Source organism: Streptosporangium fragile (assembly GCF_039534445.1).
In the GTDB taxonomy this organism is placed as follows: Bacteria; Actinomycetota; Actinomycetes; order Streptosporangiales; family Streptosporangiaceae; genus Streptosporangium; species Streptosporangium fragile.
This window is the reverse complement of sequence record NZ_BAAAVI010000058.1, coordinates 1-19,012: the sequence shown is the minus strand read 5'-3', so window position 1 is coordinate 19,012 and position 19,012 is coordinate 1. Positions and strand designations below refer to the sequence as shown.

19 protein-coding genes are annotated in these 19,012 nt (G+C 72.3%); 15 read left to right on the top strand and 4 right to left on the bottom strand.

Annotation, left to right across the window (positions count from 1 at the left end; all coding sequences use genetic code 11):
* Positions 1-84: 84 nt before the first annotated feature.
* The 10 genes from ABD841_RS30235 to ABD841_RS30190 all read left to right on the top strand — a co-directional run bounded on the left by ABD841_RS30235 (position 85) and on the right by ABD841_RS30190 (position 10,671).
* Positions 85-921 (top strand): hypothetical protein, encoded by an 837-nt coding sequence (locus ABD841_RS30235; RefSeq protein WP_344978899.1) that lies wholly within the window; start codon positions 85-87, stop codon positions 919-921.
* Positions 918-2,291 (top strand): CocE/NonD family hydrolase, encoded by a 1,374-nt coding sequence (locus tag ABD841_RS30230; RefSeq protein ID WP_344978897.1) that lies wholly within the window; start codon positions 918-920, stop codon positions 2,289-2,291. The genes ABD841_RS30235 and ABD841_RS30230 overlap by 4 nt, the downstream gene beginning before the upstream one ends.
* On the top strand, positions 2,288-3,727 hold the full coding sequence (locus ABD841_RS30225; RefSeq protein ID WP_344978895.1) for a YcaO-like family protein: 1,440 nt from the start codon (positions 2,288-2,290) through the stop codon (positions 3,725-3,727). The genes ABD841_RS30230 and ABD841_RS30225 overlap by 4 nt, the downstream gene beginning before the upstream one ends.
* Positions 3,724-5,019, top strand: a complete 1,296-nt coding sequence (locus tag ABD841_RS30220) for a YcaO-like family protein (RefSeq protein WP_344978893.1) — start codon at positions 3,724-3,726, stop codon at positions 5,017-5,019. The genes ABD841_RS30225 and ABD841_RS30220 overlap by 4 nt, the downstream gene beginning before the upstream one ends.
* Entirely contained in the window at positions 5,012-6,238 is a 1,227-nt protein-coding gene (locus tag ABD841_RS30215; RefSeq protein WP_344978891.1) for a YcaO-like family protein, read from the top strand. The genes ABD841_RS30220 and ABD841_RS30215 overlap by 8 nt, the downstream gene beginning before the upstream one ends.
* Positions 6,231-7,292, top strand: coding sequence for a TfuA-like protein (locus tag ABD841_RS30210; protein WP_344978889.1), 1,062 nt, complete (start codon positions 6,231-6,233; stop codon positions 7,290-7,292). The genes ABD841_RS30215 and ABD841_RS30210 overlap by 8 nt, the downstream gene beginning before the upstream one ends.
* A complete protein-coding gene (locus ABD841_RS30205) occupies positions 7,289-8,266 on the top strand; it encodes an ABC transporter substrate-binding protein (RefSeq protein WP_344978887.1) in 978 nt (325 codons plus the stop codon). Before ABD841_RS30210 ends, ABD841_RS30205 begins: the two co-directional genes overlap by 4 nt.
* A 95-nt stretch (positions 8,267-8,361) precedes the next feature.
* The gene (locus tag ABD841_RS30200; protein ID WP_344978885.1) at positions 8,362-9,444 is read left to right on the top strand and encodes a FecCD family ABC transporter permease; all 1,083 of its coding nucleotides are present in this window, start codon (positions 8,362-8,364) and stop codon (positions 9,442-9,444) included.
* A complete protein-coding gene (locus tag ABD841_RS30195) occupies positions 9,441-10,217 on the top strand; it encodes an ABC transporter ATP-binding protein (protein ID WP_344978883.1) in 777 nt (258 codons plus the stop codon). Before ABD841_RS30200 ends, ABD841_RS30195 begins: the two co-directional genes overlap by 4 nt.
* A 100-nt stretch (positions 10,218-10,317) precedes the next feature.
* Positions 10,318-10,671, top strand: a complete 354-nt coding sequence (locus tag ABD841_RS30190; RefSeq protein WP_344978881.1) for a (2Fe-2S) ferredoxin domain-containing protein — start codon at positions 10,318-10,320, stop codon at positions 10,669-10,671.
* Between the two features lie 91 nt (positions 10,672-10,762).
* Here ABD841_RS30190 and ABD841_RS30185 read toward each other — a convergent pair whose 3' ends face one another.
* Positions 10,763-11,665, bottom strand: a complete 903-nt coding sequence (locus ABD841_RS30185; protein ID WP_344978879.1) for a cation diffusion facilitator family transporter — start codon at positions 11,663-11,665, stop codon at positions 10,763-10,765.
* Positions 11,666-12,167: 502 nt separating this feature from the next.
* Here ABD841_RS30185 and ABD841_RS30180 point away from each other — a divergent pair.
* The 5 genes from ABD841_RS30180 (at position 12,168) to ABD841_RS30160 (ending at position 15,826) form a co-directional block, all read left to right on the top strand.
* Complete coding sequence (locus tag ABD841_RS30180) at positions 12,168-12,737, top strand: TetR/AcrR family transcriptional regulator (protein WP_344978877.1); 570 nt, start codon at positions 12,168-12,170, stop codon at positions 12,735-12,737.
* Positions 12,738-12,817: 80 nt separating this feature from the next.
* Entirely contained in the window at positions 12,818-13,654 is an 837-nt protein-coding gene (locus ABD841_RS30175; protein WP_344978875.1) for an alpha/beta fold hydrolase, read from the top strand.
* Between the two features lie 35 nt (positions 13,655-13,689).
* Entirely contained in the window at positions 13,690-14,409 is a 720-nt protein-coding gene (locus ABD841_RS30170; protein ID WP_344978873.1) for a hypothetical protein, read from the top strand.
* Positions 14,410-14,793: 384 nt separating this feature from the next.
* Positions 14,794-14,961 carry a hypothetical protein gene (locus ABD841_RS30165; protein ID WP_344978871.1) on the top strand — a complete coding sequence of 56 codons (168 nt, stop codon included), beginning with the start codon at positions 14,794-14,796 and terminating at the stop codon, positions 14,959-14,961.
* Positions 14,962-15,313: 352 nt separating this feature from the next.
* The gene (locus ABD841_RS30160) at positions 15,314-15,826 is read left to right on the top strand and encodes a hypothetical protein (RefSeq protein ID WP_344978869.1); all 513 of its coding nucleotides are present in this window, start codon (positions 15,314-15,316) and stop codon (positions 15,824-15,826) included.
* Positions 15,827-16,098: 272 nt separating this feature from the next.
* Here ABD841_RS30160 and ABD841_RS30155 read toward each other — a convergent pair whose 3' ends face one another.
* The 3 genes from ABD841_RS30155 to ABD841_RS30145 form a co-directional block, all read right to left on the bottom strand.
* Entirely contained in the window at positions 16,099-16,605 is a 507-nt protein-coding gene (locus ABD841_RS30155; protein ID WP_344978867.1) for a hypothetical protein, read from the bottom strand.
* 145 nt (positions 16,606-16,750) lie between these two features.
* A complete protein-coding gene (locus tag ABD841_RS30150; protein WP_344978865.1) occupies positions 16,751-17,221 on the bottom strand; it encodes a hypothetical protein in 471 nt (156 codons plus the stop codon).
* A gap of 937 nt (positions 17,222-18,158) precedes the next feature.
* Positions 18,159-18,725, bottom strand: coding sequence for a DUF6461 domain-containing protein (locus ABD841_RS30145; RefSeq protein ID WP_344978863.1), 567 nt, complete (start codon positions 18,723-18,725; stop codon positions 18,159-18,161).
* Positions 18,726-19,012 lie beyond the last annotated feature (287 nt).

Genomic DNA, 19,012 nt, shown 5'->3' with positions numbered 1-19,012 from the left:
AGTAAGGCCCCGGGTGCGGGCATGAGCCAACCACGCCCGCACCCGGGTGCGACGGATGCTACTTCGAAGAAAGGTGCGCTCGCGATGACTTCCGGGCTGGACCGGCCCGCGCGCTGGGCGGCCGGGACCACATTCGTGCCCACCGGGGACGGATGGCTGGTCCACGGCCCCGACGAGGATTTCATGGTCGTGCAGGTGCCGCCGGAGGACCGGGCCGTCGTGACGGGGCTGATCAGCGGGGACCTCGGCGTGCGGGCCGCGCTGGAACGCGTTCCGGCCGCCGCCGACCTTGTCTCCGAGCTCGCCGCGACACCGGAGGACACGGCCGGTACGGTGACCGGAGCCGCCGTGCTCCCGCACACGGCCGAGGTCCTCCTGGTAGGTGACGGCCCCCTGCTGGACCCGCTCTCCCGGTGCCTGCGCCAGGCGGGCCTGGCCGTGCGGCACGGCCGGTCCGGTGACGACGTCGGGTCGCAGGCCGCGGCCCTGGTCGCCTGCGCCGAGCACCTTCCCGACGCGGCCTGGCGGGAGTTGGACGCCCGGTGCCGCGACCTGCGGATCGCCTGGCACCGCGGCCACAGCGAGGGCCGCCGCTGGTACGTCGGCCCGTTCACCCCGCCGACCGGCGGCACCGGTTACGAGGACCTGCGGCTGCGCCGCCTGGCCGCCTGCCCGTGGCCGGACGAGCTGACCGCCTACTGGGCCTTCCTCGACGCGGGCGGGCGCCCGGCGGCCCCCGCCGACCCGGCCGGAGCCGAGGTCGCCGCCGCCCTCATCACCACCGACCTGCGTGCCTGGTTCGACGGCGCGCCGCCGCCCGGCGACGGGCACCAGGTGGGGATCGACCTGGCGGCCGGGGAGATCCGCCGTCACCCCGTGCTGCCGGTGCCCCACGGCCTGATGCGCGAGACCCCCGCGTGAGCAAGGTACGCACCGGCCTGACGGTGACGGCGGCCGACGGCACGCGACTGGTGGCCGACCTGGTCCTGCCGGACCGGCTGCCCGCCCCCGCCGTGGTGATCCGCACGCCGTACGGCACCTCGGGCTGCCTGCCGGAGGCCCTCACCCTGGCCGAATCCGGATACGCCTGCCTGGTGCAGGACCTGCGGGGCCGCCACCTGTCGGAGGGAAGCTTCACCCCCGGCGCCGACGAGACCGCCGACGGCCACGCGACCCTGGACTGGACGGCGGCTCAACCCTGGTGCGACGGCGACGTCTTCCTGTACGGCCTCTCCTACGAGGCGTACGCCGCCTGGTGCGCCGCCGCCCACCCCGCGGTCCGCGGGATCGTCAGCCGCCAGCCCTGGCCGCCGATCGGCTCCCCCGTCCTCGACGACGAGCTGTGGTGGCGCACCGACCTGGGCACCGGGCGGACGGTGCGCACCGGCCTGTACGACGCGGCCCTCACCCGCGCACCGGAACTGGCCGGACTGATCCCGACGGCAGCCGTCACCGAGGGGTGGCCGGTGGACGTCGGCCCGTGGCCGGCCACGCCCAGCACCTACAAGCCCGCCGCCCGGCGCATGGCGCGGGCCACGCGCACCGCCGCGGCGCCCAGCCTGCACCTGGGCAGCTGGTACTGCCGGTCGGCGCAGACCACGCTGCGCCAGGCCATGCTGTCGCCACGCGCCGAGGCCGTCGTCGGCGGCTGGGCGAGTGCCCTCACCCACCGCCTCCAGCCCGAGTGCGCCCTGCCGGAACCCGCCGGGCCGCACCCCTTCGCGCTGGCACTGGAGTGGCTGGGCGGCGCGCGTCGCAGCGGGTGCCTCCTGCTGGGCACCGGCCGCTGGACGGACGCCGATCCGGTCCCACCCCACCGGCCCGGATGGACCGTCCTGCCCTTCGCCGAAGAGGACACGGTGCTCCGGCATGATCCGGCCGACCCCTGCCCGTCGGCACCGCACTCCGCCGATCTGGCACCGCTGGCCGGCCGCGGTGACGTCGTCCGGCTGCGCCTGGACGGCCCGATGCGCTGGCACGGCGCGGCGCGGCTCACCGCCGAGGTCACCGCCGACGCCGGCGCCGAGCTGGTGGTCACCCTCGTGCACGAGCAGCCCTGCGGCACGGCCACCCGGATGGCCGACGGCACGGCGCCGGTCGGGCCCGGCACCTCCCGCTGCGAGGTCCGTCTGGCCCCGGCCGCCGCCGAACTGCCGCCCGGACACCGGCTCCACGTGGAGCTGACCGCCGGGCGCCCCCCTCGCTACCCGGCGCCGCCGCGGCGGACCGAACTCCGCTTCCGCGACGTGGCGCTGCACCTACCCCGCCCGAGAAAGGGAGCCTTCGCATGACGGACGCAGGCGGCACGGCCGACGGTACGGCGGGCGCCGCGGACCGGCCGGACACGGCGTGGACGGGGAACGACCCGCTGACGGTCCTGGCCGACGACCGAACCGGCCTGATCCGCAGGCTGGACCACCTGGAGCCGGAACCGTGGTGGCCCGACGGGCTGACGATCTGCAGCGCCGAGGTGAGCTCGCCGTACCGGCTGCTGCCCTGGCCCGCCGACCGCGTCGCCACCGGGACCGCCTTCGGCGACCCCGGCCGGGCCGTGATGAGCGCCGTCGGCGAGGCGGTGGAACGCTACTGCGGCAACTTCGTCCCCGCCGGCCTCCTCCGCTCCTCCTACCGGAAACTGCGCGAGCCCGCCCTGGACCCGGCCCGGCTCGCCCTGTACTCCGACGGTCAGCACGCCGAGCCCGGTTTCCCGTTCACGCCGTTCACCGCCGACCTGGAGGTGTTGTGGACCCGGGGAACGGACCTGGCGGACGGCACGCCCGCGTGGCTGCCCGCCTCCCTCGTCTACGTCAACTACCTCAGCCCACCCCGCGAGGACGAGCCGCCGACCAACTACGCCATGCTCGCCGGCATCGCCGCGGGCCCCTCCGCGCGGGCCGCCCGCACGGCCGCGTTGGAAGAGGTCATCGAGCGTGACGCCACGGTCGTCTGGTGGGCCAACGCGCTTCCCGCCCGCCCCGTCACCGGCGCCGGCCACCCCGCGACGCCGCTGGTCCCGGAGGCGGAACCCGGCTGGTACCGCGCCGACGGCGCGGCGGGAAGCTGCCGCTACCGGGTCGTGGTGATCCCCACCGTCTTCGAGGTCGCGGTCCTCGGCGTCCTGCTCGACGACCCGGAGACCGGCATCGCCGCATTCGGCGTCGCCGCCCGCCCCGACCCCGCCGAGGCGGTGCGCAAGGCACTGGCCGAGGCCGTCACCCTGCGCCGCTACGCGCTGGGCCTGCTCGACCCCGACGGGGAGATCTGGGCTGCCGCCGCGGCCGGCGTCATCGACCCACGGGTCTTCAAGCCCCACCGCACCGACCGCCGCTACGCCGACGACTACCGCAGCGACTTCCGCGACGTCGTCGACCTCGGCTGCCACAGCCAACTCTGGCTTGACCCCCGGATGCGCGGGCACCTGGCACCGATCACCGCGTCCGCCGACGCGGTCGCCCTCGCCGACCTGCCGCGCGTGGACGGGGACCCGCTCGACGGCTACCTCAAGCGGGTCACGGCCCGGGGACTGGGCGCCTACGCGGCCGACCTGACCACCCCCGACGTCGCGTCCGCCGGATTGTCGGTCGCCCGGGTGATCGTGCCCGGCGCCTACTCCAACGCGCCCGCGGCCTTCCCGTTCCTCGGCGGGAACCGCCTGCGCGAGGACCCCGCACGGCTCGGCCTGCGCCCGGCCGACCACGTCAACTTCGTCCCCCTGCCACACACATGATCCCTGTCGACTCCCGCTCCGGCCTCGTCACCGACGTGCGCACCGCGGTCCTGCGCGGACACCTGCACGTCGCCTTCGCCGATCTCGCCGCCACCACGGGCTACGGCCTGCCGCTCGGCAACCCGACGGTCTCCGGCGCCTCCTGGAACGACCCCGCCGAAGCCCGCCGCCGCGCATTGGGAGAGGCGGCCGAACGCTACTGCGGCCACCTCGTCCCCTCGGGCCGGCTGGTGGAGGGCACCTGGGACGAGCTGGCCCCCGACGCCGTCGACCCGCATGCCCTGGCGCTGTACTCGGCCGAGCAGGCCGCCCGTGACGGGTTTCCCTTCACCGGCCTGACGCGCGCCGACCGCACGCAGTGGGTGCGCGGCACCCGCTCCGACGGCACGCGACTGTGGGTGCCCGCCGCGCTCGCCTGGCTCACCCCGTTCGCCGTCCGGGCACCCGCAGCGGCGCACACCACGACGGGAACATTTCCGGCGGGAGCCCGGCGGCCCCGGCCGGTCACCCTGCCGGTGTCGGCGGGGATCGCCGCCGGCCCCGATCTCGCCTCCGCGCGTGCCTCCGCGCTGGCGGAAGTCGTGGAGCGGCACGCGCTGGCCACCGCGTGGGCCTCGGGCCGCGCCTTCCCGGAGCTCGCCGGGGTGCGGCTTCCCCCGGTGCCCGGAGTGCGGCTGAGCGTGCACGCCGTACCGAATCTTTTGGACGTCCCGGTGGTGCTGTGCGTCGCCGAGGACACCGGCGAGGATTTCGGCGGGACGGTGGGGGTCGGCTGCGCGCTCGTTCCCGGCGCCGCCGACCCGGTGACGTCGGCCGCCTGGAAGGCCGCCGCCGAGGCCGTCCAGTCCCTGGACACCACCGCCCAGCTCGCCGCCGGTGCCCTGCCCGAGTGGGAACACCCGCGCGGCCCGCTCGCGCCCCACCGCCCCGACCGTGCCTTCGCCGACGCCTACCGGCCCGACTTCGCCGACGTCACCGACGTCACCTGCCACCTGCAGCTCCTGGCCGACCGCGCCCACTCCGCCCGGGTGCTGGCCCGCCTGGCCCGCGGCGGACCCGTCGCCCCCGCGGCGACGGGCCGCTTCGACCTGGACGCGGCGCTGGCCTCCCGCGGCCTGCCGCCCGTCACGGTGGATCTGACCACCCCGGACGTCGCCGCCTGCGGGCTGGCCGTCGCCCGCGTCGTCGTGCCCGGTCTGCGGGCCACGGCCCCGGCGGCCTTCCCTTTCCTGGGGGACGGCGCCGACCCCCTCCCCGCCCGCCCCGATCTGTCGCCGGTTCCCCATGCCTGACCTCGCCCGCCCCGTTCCCCTCGACGAGACCTGGCGGAGGATCCGCCCGTTCCTGCCCGCCCTCGGCGTCACCCGGGTCTCCGACATCACCGGCCTGGACACCGTCGGGATCCCCGTCGCGACCGCCTACCGCCCGAACTCGCGCAGCCTCGCCGTCAGCCAGGGCAAGGGGCCGACTTCTCAGGCCGCGATGGTGTCGGCCGCGATGGAGGCCGTGGAGCATGCGCACGCCGAACGCATCGACGCCTCGCTACGACTGGTCCGCACCGCCGAACTCGCCGAGGCCGTCGCCCCCTGGCGGCTGCCCCGCACCGTCGACAGCGGGGCCGACGAACACACGCCGGTGCTGTGGATCGACGGTCGCCGGGTCACCGACGGCACGCCGGTCGCCGTGCCGTACGAGGCGGTGAGCCTGGACTTCACCCTGCCGCGCGGGCTCGTCCCGCTCGGGCTGTGCCGCGACAGCAACGGGCTGGCCGGGGGCAACACCGTGCGCGAGGCCGTGGTGCACGCTCTGTGCGAGCTGGTCGAACGCGACGCCGCCGCCCTGTGGGATCTGCGCCCGGCCGGAGAACAGGCGGCCACCCGCATCGACGTCTCGACCGTGGACCACGGCCAGGCACTGGGCCTGCTGGAACGGTACGCCGCGGCGCGGGTGGAGGTCGCGCTCTTCGACATCACCTCCGACGTCGGCGTACCCGCCGTCCTGTGTCACATCGTCGAGGCGGATCCCGACCCGTTCCGGCCGCTGCCTCCGGCCGCCGGGCTCGGCTGCCACCCTGATCCGGGGCAGGCACTGGTCCGGGCGCTGGCCGAGGCGGCCCAGAGCCGGTTGATCACCATCTCGGGCAGCCGCGACGACGTGACCCGCGCCGAGTACGACCGGGTCGCCGACGTGGAGGCGGCCGTGGAGCTGCGCGACGCCCTGCGCGCCACCGAGACGCACGCCCGCCCCTGGCGATCCGGTGGTGCGGGCCCTCAGGCGCTCGACGAAGCGCTGCCATGGTTGCTCGGCCGGTTGGCCGCGGTCGGCCTGTCCGATGTCGTCGCCGTCGACCTCACCCGCCCGGAGGTCGGGATTCCCGTGGTCAAGGTACTGGTCCCCGGATTGGAGGGCGCCTCCGCGCTGACGGAGGCGCCGGTGCTGCCCGGCCCGCGAGCCGAACGCATGATCGCCGACGCGGGCGGAGCGGAAGACGGGGAGGACGGCGATGTCTGAGATCGTGGCGTTCGTCGGTCCCACGCTCCCCCGGACCGGGATCCCCGAGGGCGTCCGCGTGCTCCCACCGGTGGCGCAGGGCGACATCGCCCACCTGGTGGCTCTGCCCGCCGCCCGGCGGCCGCGCTGGATCGCCGTCATCGACGGCGTGTACGAGCGGGTGCCCGCCGTCTGGCACAAGGAGATCCTCTGGGCGCTGTCGCGGGGCGTCTGGGTGGGCGGCGCGGCCAGCATGGGCGCGTTGCGCGCCGCGGAGCTGGCGTCGTTCGGCATGGTCGGCGTCGGCGAGGTCTACGCCGCCGTCGTATCCGGAGACCTGGTCGACGACGACGAGGTCGCGGTCGCCCACCTGGGGCCGGAGGACGGCCACCGTCCGGTCTCGACGGCGATGGTCGACATCCGGGCCACGCTCGCCGCCGCCGAAGCCGAAGGCGTGATCTCCGCACAGACCCGCGCGGCGCTGGTCGCCGAGGCCAAGCGGTTGCACTATCCCGACCGGCGCTGGCCGGCCATCGCAAGCGGCACGCCGGTGCTGCGCGACTGGCTGCCCGGCCGCGAACGCGGCGTCAAAGCCGCAGATGCCCGAACGCTGCTGCGCCTCGTCCTCGGCCGCCCGGAGCCCGCCCCGGTCACCTGGCACCTGGAGCAGACCGAGCAGTGGCGCGCCACCCGCCCCGCCCCCCGCTCGACCGGACTCGGCCCCGCCCGGCTGAACGCCCTGCTCGATGCGGTACGGCAGGAGGACTCCTACCCCGATCTGGAACGCGCCGCCACGCTGCGCCTGCTCGCCACCCGCCACCACCCCCGCCCAGCCGGGGCGGCACTGGCCGGCTGGGTGGAACGGGTTCGCGCCCACGTGCCCGCCGCCGACCTGGAGGACCTGGACGACCTGCAGCTCGAGGAGTTCGCCGCCGACCAGGCCGCGCTGGTCGACGCCTGCGCCGCAGTCGAGGCCGAGCTGCCCGGCGCGATCCTCGACGTCCTCCGGCTGCGCGGCCGGTACGCCCACCACCTGAAGAAACTGCACCAATCCAAAGGAGACCACCTCCGATGAGACTTGTCACCCCCCGCGCGGCCCAGGCTCTGCTGGCCGGAACCGCCCTGTTCGCCGCCGCCGCGTGCGGCCGGACCGAGAGCCCCACCGTCGCCGCGCAGGCCACGGCGCAGTCCTCGGCCGCCCCGGTGGAGGTGAACAACTGCGGCGCCGTCTACCGCTTCGACAGCCCGCCGCGGCGCATCGTCACCTCCAGCACGATCGCCACCGAGATCGTGCTGGCGCTGGGCGTCCGGGACCGGCTGGCCGGCACCGTCGCCCCCGGTGAGCTCCTGCCCGAGGTCGCCGAATCCTTCAAGGGCGTGAACATCATCGCCAAGTCCGCTTTCCCGCCCCCCTCGAAGGAGACGGTGTTCGCCGCCGACCCGGACTTCGTGGTCAGCGGCTACGGCGACGACTACGGCCCCAAGGCATTGGGAGACCGGGCGCAGCTGCAGAAGGAGGGCGTCAACTCCTATCTGCTGTCCGGCAACTGCCCCGGCCACAAAGCCACGGTCGAGGACACCTACACCGACATTCGTGAGCTGGGACGGATCCTCGGCGCCGAGGCCAGGGCCGGGGAACTGGTGGCGAAGCTGAAGGCCGAGGTGGACGCCGTGCAGCCGGTCTCCGGCGCCCCGAAGGTGTTCGACTACGCGGGCGGGCTGGAGAAGCCGAGCACCGCCGGATCGAACGGCCTGATCGACGACCTCATCCGCCGGGCCGGAGGCGAGAACGTCTTCCCCGAGGTGACCTCCTACTCCCAGATCTCCTGGGAGGAGCTGGTCAAGCGCGACCCGGACGCCATCGTCGTCGAGGACCAGGCGTTCGAACCGGCCGACAAGGCGATCCGGTTCCTCACCTCCTACGAGCCGATCAAGAACGTCACCGCGATCAAGGAGAAGCGGTTCATCGTGATCCCGGTCAACGACACCCAGCCCGGCCTGCGCAGCGGCCGGGCGCTGAAGACGCTCGTCGCCGGATTGGCCAAGTGACGTCTTCCGAGACGGGAACCGGGGCGGAGCCCCAGGCTCCGTCGCCGGGCTCCCACGAGAAGCCTCCCCCCGCGGCACCACGGCGGCGGGAGCCCGTGCCCGGACGGCGGCGGGATCCGGGGTCCGCGGTCCCGTCGCGGGCGCCGGGCGGCCGCCTCACCTTTCCGGGTGTCCTGCTCCTGCTCTCGGCGCTGCTGGGCGTCTCGCTGATCGCGGCCGTCGGTCTCGGACCGGTCGGCATTCCCTTCGGCGACGTCGCCCGCATACTCGGCCACCGGCTGCTGCCCTGGCTGGTGGAGGAAGCGCCGGGCGGTCCCCGGGCGGTCATCGTGCTGGACATCCGTTTCCCCCGTGTGCTGCTCGGCGCGGTGGTCGGCGCGGGGCTGGCCGTCGCGGGCGCGGTGCTGCAGGCCGTGCTGCGCAACCCCCTCGCCGACCCCTACATCATCGGGGCGAGCTCCGGGGCGTCCCTGGGCGCGGTGCTGGTGATGCTGACCGGATTCTCACCGTTCGGGCCGCTGTCCCTTCCGCTGTCGGCCTTCGCCGGGGCCATGGCCGCCTTCGCGACGGTCCTGGCGCTTTCGCGGCGCGGCGGGCAGCTGGCGCCGACCAGGCTCATCCTCGCCGGTGTGGCGGTCGCCGCGCTCACCGAGGCCGTCACCAGCTACATCGTGCTCACCACCCCGGACAAGGAGGTGCGCTCGGCGCTGTTCTGGACCCTGGGCGGCCTGTCCGGCACCCAGTGGCGGGACGTGGGCGTGCCCGCGCTGGTCGTCGCCGCCGCCACCGTCTGGACCGCCGCCCGGGCGAGCCTGCTCAACGCCCTGGTGCTCGGCGACGAGGGAGCCACCAGCCTGGGCGTGGAGGTCGACCGGCTACGCCTGCGTCTGATCGTCATGTGCGCGCTGGTCATCGGCACGGTCGTCGCGGTGAGCGGCGGCATCGGCTTCGTCGCGCTCATGGTTCCGCACGCCGTACGGCTCGCGCTCGGCGGCGACAACCGCCGGGTGATCCCCCTCGGCGCGCTGACGGGAGCGCTCCTCCTCGTCTGGGTCGACGTGGCGGCTCGGATGCTCAACCGGCCCGACGAGATCCCCATCGGGGTGATCACCGCGGTGCTCGGCTCCCCCTTCTTCCTCATGCTGCTCGTCCGCGCCGACCGAAGGGCCCTGCGGTGAACGTCGACATCCGGGACGTCTCCTGGCTGCACGTGCTGCACGACGTCAACCTCACGGTCGGTTCGGGGGAGGTGACGGGACTGATCGGCCCCAACGGCAGCGGCAAGTCCAGCCTGCTGCGGTGCGTCTACCGCCGGATCCGCCCGGACGGCGGCCGGGTCCTGATCGGCGGTGCCGACGTGTGGCGGACGCCGGCCCGGGAGGTCGCCCGGCAGATCGCCGTCGTCACCCAGGACACCCCCTCCGACCTCGACGACAGCGTCGAGCAGGTCGTCGCCCTGGGCAGGATCCCCCATCTCGGGACGCTCGGCCGGCTCTCGGCCGCGGAGCGGACGCTCATCGCGGAGACGATGGAGCTGTGCGACATCACCGCCCTCGCCCGGCGGCCGTTCGCCACCCTGTCGGGAGGTGAGCGCCAGCGGGTCCAGCTCGCCCGCGCGCTGGTCCAGCAGCCCCGGTTGCTGATCCTCGACGAGCCCACCAACCACCTGGACCTGCGCCACCAGGTCGATCTCCTGCGGTTGATCCGCACCCTCGCCGTCACCGTCCTGGTGACCCTGCACGATCTCCAGCTCGCGGCCGCCGCCTGCGACCGCCTCGTCGTCCTGGACGGTGGAAGGATCGTCGCCGACGGCCCCGTGGCGGAGGTGGTCACCGAGGACCTCCTCCGCGCGGTCTACCGGGTCGAGGCCGAGGTCGACCGCGGCCACGACGGCCTGCCCCGGGTCTTCCTGCCGCTGGGCCGGCTCACCGGACCGGTGAGCCCGGGGTAGGGTCGGCGCGCCGGACCCGGCAGGGGCCCGGACCCGACGGCACCGGCCCCCACCGGAACCCGAACCCCCGACAGCATCGGCAAAGGACTCGCGCGCACACATGAGCAGGATCACCGTCTGCCGCGGCTGCTGCTGCGGCAGCCCCCGAAAGATCCCCCGCCTCGACCACGACGAGCAGGTCCGGCGCCTGGCCGGGATCGCCGACGTACGCGTCACCGAATGCCTGGACGTGTGCGAGCAGGCCAACGTCATCGTGGTCCAGCCCTCGGCCGCCGGACGGGCCGCAGGCGGGCGCCCGGTCTGGCTCGGCCTGGCCAACGACCTGGACGTGGTGGACGACATCGCGGCCTGGCTGCGGGCCGGTGGGCCCGGTCTGGCCGCGATGCCGGACATCGTGGCCCTGTACGCCTTCACACCACCGCACCGGACACGCACCCCGGCGCCGGGGCGGTAAGTCGGACGTGATTCGCGTCGGCGGACAGCGGCAGCCCTTCACCCGCTTCCGCGGCGAAGGGCCTTCCGCAGGTGCCGAGCAGCCGTGACGCTCAACGATGGGCGACCAGGACGAGGTGGTGGTCAACGCCCTCGGGGGCGAACGGGTCCGTGTGGACATGCGCCGCGGACAGCCGGGGAATCGCGTGGAGGAGCGCGTGCTCCACATCGACCGCCACCTGATGGGCCTGGAGAACAGTGGCATCGGCGTTCACCACGACGGCGCACTCCGCACGGAGCCGGTGACCGATCCACCTGAGCCGGACCTCTCCCACGTCGAGCACACCCGGCGTCTCACGCATCACCGCCTCCACCTGGTCCACAAGAGCGGGATCGACGGCATCCATGAGACGCCGGTAGACCTCACGTGCCGCCTGACGCAACACCGTGAGGATCACCACGGCGATCGACAGTCCGACGACCGGATCCGCCCATCCCCAGCCGAGGGCGGCCCCGCCCGCTCCCAGCAGGACGGCCAGAGAGGTGAGCGCGTCGGTCCGGGCGTGCAGCCCGTCGGCCACCAGGGCAGCCGACCCGATCTTCCGCCCGACCCGGATACGGTACCGGGCGACCCACTGGTTCCCGAGGAAGCCCGTGACCGCGGCCCCCGCCACCATCAGCAGGTTCGACACGGGACGAGGGTGGATGAGGCGGTCGATCGCCTCGTAGGCCGCCACAGCCGCCGAGGCCGCGATGACCAGCACGATGACCACCCCGGCCAGGTCCTCGGCTCGCCCGTACCCGTAGGTGTAGCACCGGTTCGGCGATCTCCTCCCGAGCAGGAAGGCGATCCCCAGCGGCACGGCCGTGAGCGCGTCCGCCGCGTTGTGCATCGTGTCGCCCAGCAACGCCACCGACCCGGACGCGGCCACGACCGCCGCCTGGACGACCGCGGTGACGCCGAGGACCGCGAGCGAGATCCATAGCGCCCGCATGCCCTCGGCGCTGGCTTCCACAGCCGCGTCCACCTTGTCGGCCGCCTCGTGACGGTGCGGGCGGAGCAGGTGGCGCAGCCGCGCCCACGTCCGGTTCCGCTCAGTGTGCCCATGCCCATGCCCATGCCCGTGCCCATGCCCGGTCCCGCCGCTGGGGGAATGCGAGTGCGTCATACCACCGAGAATGACCGGAAAATCCCATTGCAGCACGTCAACATGAACTTGTCCCTTGCTTCTGCAAGGACTTCGCGCTCGCCGTCCGACGCCGGAGCCCGGACGTCGTACCCCCCGGTCGCGGGAACGCGTGGGGAACAGCCGGCCATGGCGCCCCCGCGGCCGTCGCGTCGACCCCGGCGAGCCGCACCGCGCAGACGGATCACCACGGCACGGTGACACACCTGCCGACGCTCGTCGCCCACGGCGCACCCGCCGGGGCTTCCGTGGCCACGGCAGCCGTTCCCGCCGCGCCGCGCATCCGCCGGACGGGCTTGACACCTTCAAGATGAACGGTCATATTGGAACCATGCCGCAGGTAAGCGTGAAGAACAAGCTGGTCGAAAGCGCCGAGGACGTGTTCCGCCGCCGGGGATTCAACGGCGCGAGCGTGCAGGACATCACCAAGGCCGCCGGCGTGCCCAAGGGCTCGTTCTACAACCACTTCGAGAGCAAGCAGGCGCTCGCCGCCGAGATCGTGCACCGCTACGCCCGCGGCGCCGACTTCTCGATGCTCGACGGCGACGAACCCGCCCTGGAGCGGCTGCGCAAGCACTTCCTCGCCCAGGCCGAACGGACCCGGGGCACCGGTGTGGAGTTCGGCTGCCTCCTGGGCACCTTCGCCAGCGACAGCGCCACCGCGGGAGACCAGGTGCTCACCGCCGTCCGCCAGATCCTCGACACCTGGACCGACGCCGTAGCCAGAACGATCGAGGCGGGCCAGGCGGCCGGCGAGATCACCTCGGCCCGCCCGGCCGGGACGCTTGCGGCCTTCCTGATCGACTCCTTCGAGGGCGCCACACTGCGCGCGAAGACGGCGGGAGATCAGTCGGCCGTGGCGGAGCAGCTCGACATCGCCCTCGCCGCGTTGCGCGCCTGAGATCCGAGCCTCCCCCCTCCCCCCGGGAGGCCGTCTTTTTCACCGATTCAAGACGACCGGTCATTTTGATAGGGGTTCCCATGACCACGCACCAGACCGCTCCCACCCGGTTCGCCGAGGTGGACGGCACCGCCTACGCCTACCGCCGGTTCGGCGCGGCGGGCGGCACGCCCCTGCTGATGCTGCAGCACTTCCGCGGCAACCTCGACAACTGGGACCCCGCGCTCACCGACGCGCTTGCCGCGGACCGGGAGATCATCCTGGTGGACTACCCCGGCGTGAGCTCCTCGACCGGGCAGCCGGCGCACACCGTCGCCGAGACCGCCCGCCAGATCATCGCGTTCACCGACGCCCTCGGCCTGACCCAGGTCGACCTGCTCGGGTTCTCGCTCGGCGGGTTCGTCGCCCAGGACATCGCCCTGGTCCGCCCGCATCTCGTCCGGCGGCTCATCCTGGCCGGGACGGGCCCCAAGGGCGCGCCGGGCATGCACGGCTGGCGGCAGGACATCGCGGACCACGCCCGGGCGGACGAGCCCGGCGGCGAGGACCTGCTCTACATCTTCTTCGCCCACACCGAGACCAGCCAGGCCAAGGGCGTGGAGTTCCTGGGCCGGTTCCTGCAGCGCGACCAGGACCGGGACGCGCCCAGCAGCCTCGCGGCGCGTGACGCGCAGTACGACGCCGTCCTGGAGTGGGGCGTGCCGGACCACGCGGCCCTGCAGCGCCTGACCGGCATCAGGAGCCCGACGCTGATCCTGCAGGGCGACGACGACCTGATGATCCCCACCAAGGCCAGCCACCTGATGGCCGGGCTCATCCCGGACGCCCGCATCCGCATCTACCCCGACGCCGCCCACGCGTTCCTGTTCCAGTACCCCGGCGAGGTGGCCAAGGACATCGCCGCGTTCCTCGCCTGACCCCGTCCCGCAGCCCCCACGGAAGGAAGACTCCGATGACCGATCTGCTGACCACCGTCCTCGAAGCCCACGGCGGCCTGGCGCGCTGGCAGGAAGCCCGGCGCATCTCGGCCCGGCAGTTCTTCGACGGCGCTCTCTGGCCGTTGAAGGGACACCCCGGCGCCCTCGACGGCATCACGGTGACCGTCGACCTGCATCGCGAGTTCACCACCCAGGAACCGTTCTTCGAGCCCGGCAGGCGCACCGCGTTCACCCCGGACCGGATCGCCGTCGAGACGACCGAGGGCGAGGTGGTCGAGGAACTGCGGAACCCGCGCGCGTCCTTCGCCGGGCACGAGCTGACCACCCCGTGGAACCGGCTGCAGCTGGCCTACTTCTCCGGCTACGCCATGTGGACCTACCTGACCGAGCCGATCTCCCTGACGTTCCCCGGGGTACGGACCGAGGAGATCACCCCGTGGACCGAGGACGGCGAGAAGTTCCGCCGGCTCAAGGTGACCTACCCCTCGGACCTGACCACGCACAGCACCGAGCAGGTCCTCTACGTCGACGGCAACGGCCTGCTCCGCCGCCGCGACTACAACGTCGACATCGCCGGCGGCGCGCCCAGCGCGCACTACATCTCCGACCACCGCGAGGTCTCCGGCCTGGTCGTCCCGGCCACCCGCATGATCTACGGCCGCGACGAGAACAACGCCAAGGTCCCCGACCCCCTCATCGTCTCCATCCGCCTCGACGACATCACCGTCTCCTGACCCGCGAACCGGAACGCGGGTTCGAGGAGCGGCGGCAGGTCCGACGCGCCTGCCTTCCGGCCGGCCTTCGCCGGGCAGCACCGGATGGTCTGCGCCGCCCTCGGGTGACGCCGGACCGGAACCACGCCACCGGCGGCGAGCAGGGACCGACCCCGCGGGGGCGGCGGGGACCAGGCACTGACCGTGCTCCGTTCGGCAACGTCAAAGCCGACGTCCCCGAACGGTACGCGGCCGGCGACCGTGCCCATGTCCTCCGGCGCCGCGGCCCGTCGGCGAGTTCCTCTGCCCGCGAGACGTCGAGCCGGTGGCAGGCCACGATGGACGCCACGCCGAGCAGCGTGGCGCGCGAGGCGGCGTCCCGGGTCTGCTCGGCGGCGTGAGTGCTTGCGGGAGCAGGCTTTCGGCCTCGGCGATCTCGTCGGCGTCGATGAGGACGAGGTTGAAGGCCGGCAGGGCCAGCAGCTGGGCCCGCACGGCCGACGACAGGCCGGGGAAGGCGACGCCGACACGGTCACCCAGGTCATCGAGACGGCGGCCCGCGCCACCCGGTGACCTCACCTCCCGCGGCCCTGTCCCGGTGGGGCGAGAGCCCGGCAGGGCCGCGGGATACCTCACGGCAAAGAGCCGAACTTCTCCACGTGCCTCCGCCGGCGGACACGCCGGCTTCTGATCAGCCGTGGACGCCCGGAAGCGGCAGGCCTTCCCGGCCATCGCCGCCGAGGCCGAACGGCTGGGCGCATTGCGGTGTCCTCAGAAAATGCCCGCTCCGGTGCCGGTCGTTCTTCGCCGATCCGCATCCCGCCCACATCGGCGATCGCCGTTCCCGAGCCCGGAAACCGCCGAACCGATTAGATTCCTGGGCACAGGAAAATGGAGCAGTAGTCCTACCCGAAAGAGGGCGGCCATGCCGACTACTTCACCGGATGACATGCAGGGCAAGCTCCGCGGCTCTCACTCCGAGAACATGCTGTCGTGGGAACGGTTCCGGAAACGGCGGAGAATTCGTCGCGCGGCGGTCGCCCTTGCGCCGGTTCTCCTGCTCTACGTACTGGCTATGGCGCCTGCGTGGATTCATGACCGTCATCTGAGCGGACTGGCCGACCGGTTCCTGAGCCATCCCCTCCCGCCGGAGACCGAGTTCTCCGATGACGAGGTGCAGGCGTCAGTGGCTCTGCGGGGCAACAGCAACCACTGCGACTACCGTCTCAGGTTCAACCTGCAAACGAAGCTGTCGGTGGACGAGGTCGTACGTCACTACGAAGCTGCGAAAATCGGCATCGAAGGGGGCGGAGTCTCCGTCGTCGTCTGGACACCTTCGGAGACCCCGCCCTTCCCCTTGAGCTTCGACGACAAGCTGATCATCGTTGAGGTGCAGGACAACCTCCACGACCCCAGTTGGGACCTTCGCTGCCACTGACCGTGGCCAGCACACCGGCGGCTTCCCTTCCGGGGGAGTGCGCAGCGGTCACAGCTCCGTAGGCCTCCGGACGATCTCCACGGGCATTCGCAGGCGTTCATCGCCTTGTCCGGAGACATCCGCGTCGCTCATCTCCGTACGCCGAAGTCCGTGACCTTACGCGCGAGATGATCAGGCCCGCCTCGGGCACCCGCTGAGCAGCGAGGCACGCCTGGGGGAACGAGTCCGGTACGTCAACCACCATGTCCTGCGGTACGCGAGCGAGAAGTGCCTCACCCAGCCGGGGGACGCGACAGCTCGACGTGCGGGAGGGTCGTCTGGGCGGCCATCGAGGCCTGGTAGCCGACGGACCAAGTCGCCGAGGTGCCGGGCACGGCGGCGATCGCCTGGGTCGTAACCACGTCCGTGCCGGGGATCGCCGGGCCGTTCACGACCGCCCACGTGCCCGACACGTAGCGCAGGTACCGGGCTGTACCCGCCAGACCGGGAGCGTTGAGCTGAACGGACACCCACAGGCCGTCACCACCGGCGGCCAGCGAGACGCCCGAGCCGACGGCCTCCGGCACCCCGGCATCATGCCAGGAGGTCCCGTCATAGTGCAGGACGACAGCGGCGGAGTACGACCTGGGAAAGTCGAACACGACCTTGTGACCGACGGCCCAGACGTCGCCGGAGGAAACCGCGTGGACGTCGTTCAGGCTCACGACGTCGCCCGCCCCGTTCGGCAGCCGCGCCGTCCAGGCCGTGCCGTCCCAGCGCAGGGCGATGCCCGTCGTCACGCCGGCCGGCGACGCTGTTTCGTCACAGGTGGCCGAACCGTGTCGCCACCGGCGGCCGCCGACATCCGCGAGAGATCGATGACCCGCCCCTTCATCGCATCAACGCGTCGCGTTGGAGGACAGGCTCCGCGTGGACGCCTGAAACTTACGCAGTGGTGCGAGGGACGATCTGAGAGATGCGCTGGTGGGACAAGCCCAGGGCGCTGCCCGCGTCGCGGGTGCTCCAGCCCTTCTCGACAAGAAGACGGGCGGCGCGGCGGACTGCATCCCCCTCGGCCTGCTCGGCGTAGACGCGCGCACCGCGAGCCGCCGCGACGGTGGCCAGGGCGGCCGCGACCTCCGGATCGGCGGGGACAACCTGAATGGCGACAGTGTCGGGCTCGTCCTGGAGCAGTTCGAAGACACCGTCGGCGACGTTCTCCTTGATTTCTCTCCAGGTCGCTCCCTGGGCCTGGACAACGTGTCCGCCAGGAAGATCGCGAATGGTGGCGGTCCACTGCTTCCCGATGCGGGTGACGGTCGCGTGGTAGATGGTGACCTCACCCTCACTCTCGCCGTTGTCGAGGTTCACCACGAGGTCGGATTCACTGAAGACCTTTTCGAAGTGTGAGCGCACAGCCGGCAGCCTAGGGCCGCCACCCACCCTTCGTCTAGAACGCTAGACACAATCTGTCTATCTGAGTTGACACACAAGTGGCCCTGCCAGGCTGAGCACGATCCACCTGTGCTCCCGCCTCCCGACGGCAGCGGTGTTGATTGGTTCGGCCGCTGTCGGCCGTGCTCCGCGTACAGCGGACGGCCGATGGCGCGGGCGATAACGGCGGCCGTGACGTGGTTGGCGAGTCGCGGAATCAGGAGGCCGGGCAGTTCTTCGACGAGGCGGAAGGCGTAGCCGGCCCCATGAGACGCACAACGTACGACCAGGGTCCCGAGCGCTCCTCGGGGTCCTTCGGCGTTCCCGGCCCGGTTCCGCCCGGCCCGGTTCTCGCTCGCGAACCGCCCGGGAAACCCGTGTTCACCTGTGAAACGCCACAAAGATCATTGCGCGCATGTTGCGCGACCGTCGGCATGCGGCCGCTCAGGGGAGCCTACGGCTGCATGTCCCCGAAACGCACAAGAAGCCCCGTAGGGCCCCTGAGCTGTTCTTCCGCCGACGGCAGGCCCAGGTTCGGATCCTGGGCCTGCCGCCGGGTATATATCCCGCACGCTCCTCAGCCCTCACTCACCGGGATTCAGCCGCAGACCACGCTTTCCGCCGACGAAGACTTTCCCTCCCCAGCTCTTGACCCGCCCCTTCCGTTGTCCGAGACCATGTGATCATGCTGTTCTTCCACTTCCTTGCCATCGGGCTTCTCAGCGGGACCGTGCTGGTTCCCCTCCTGTGGATCCAGCGGGGCGATGAATTCGAGCACCTACGCCTGGCCGCGCTCATGGGTCTGGGCGTCGGCCAGTTCTTCACGGTTCCCATCGCGCTGACGGTCGGAGCCTGGAAGGTCCTCCCTTGGAGCAAGCGGCCCCGGCCGGTGTCTCCGGGCTTGACAAGTTCCGGATCGTCACCGATAAGGGTCGAGGTGATCAGTGGGGCCGATCAGGGCGGGGCCGGCGTAGCGAACCGGGGACAGATGGACGCCCGTGACCCGTTCGGCAAGGGCGAGAGCACGGCAGACGACATCACTGGGAAAATCGGGTAGTTCGCCATCGACGCCCATGCCGAGGGCTTCGACATCCGCCTGGAGCCGGTCGGGGTCGGAACCGCTCCGGTAGGGATAGGAGTACAGGTCGAACGTGGTGATCAGGTCACCGTCGACGCAGTAGGCGAAGCCGTCGTTCTTGATGGTCGCGAACACCGAGGCCGCGACCGTGCCCACGGACAGCAGGTCGGCCCTGTCGTAGATGATCCCTGCCCAGCCGCATTCGATCAGTACGGCTCCATCATCGGCCCCGTAGGCCGCGACGCCGAATCCGGAGTCGCCCAGAGGGCCAGGGGTGACGCCGATCCGTTGCAAGGCGGCTTCAGGAGACAGGCCCCGGATGAAGCAGGCGTAGAGCCAGGTGACATCGGTGGCATCGGTGAACTCCCGGCAGAGCCATTCATAGGTCGCTGGCGTCGCACCGCTCATCCACGTTCCTTCCGCGGGACCGTATCGCGGTGATCATGGCAGAGGAGGCCGACAGCTTCGTCCATGGCCATGCACCGTCAGCTTGGGAAGTGCGGCGAGCACGGCAGGTGGGGTGGCTGAACTGGGCGTTCGCCCGGTCGTGAGTGACCGTGGTTGACCCCTGGTCGCCCTGGCTGATTGCACGGTGATCATGTCGCGATGTGGAGGTGGGATGCTGGCCCGGTGGAGCCTTCTGGATCACCCCGGGTTGGTTGGAGGCTCCGGAACCTGGAAGGGTGAGGAGCTAT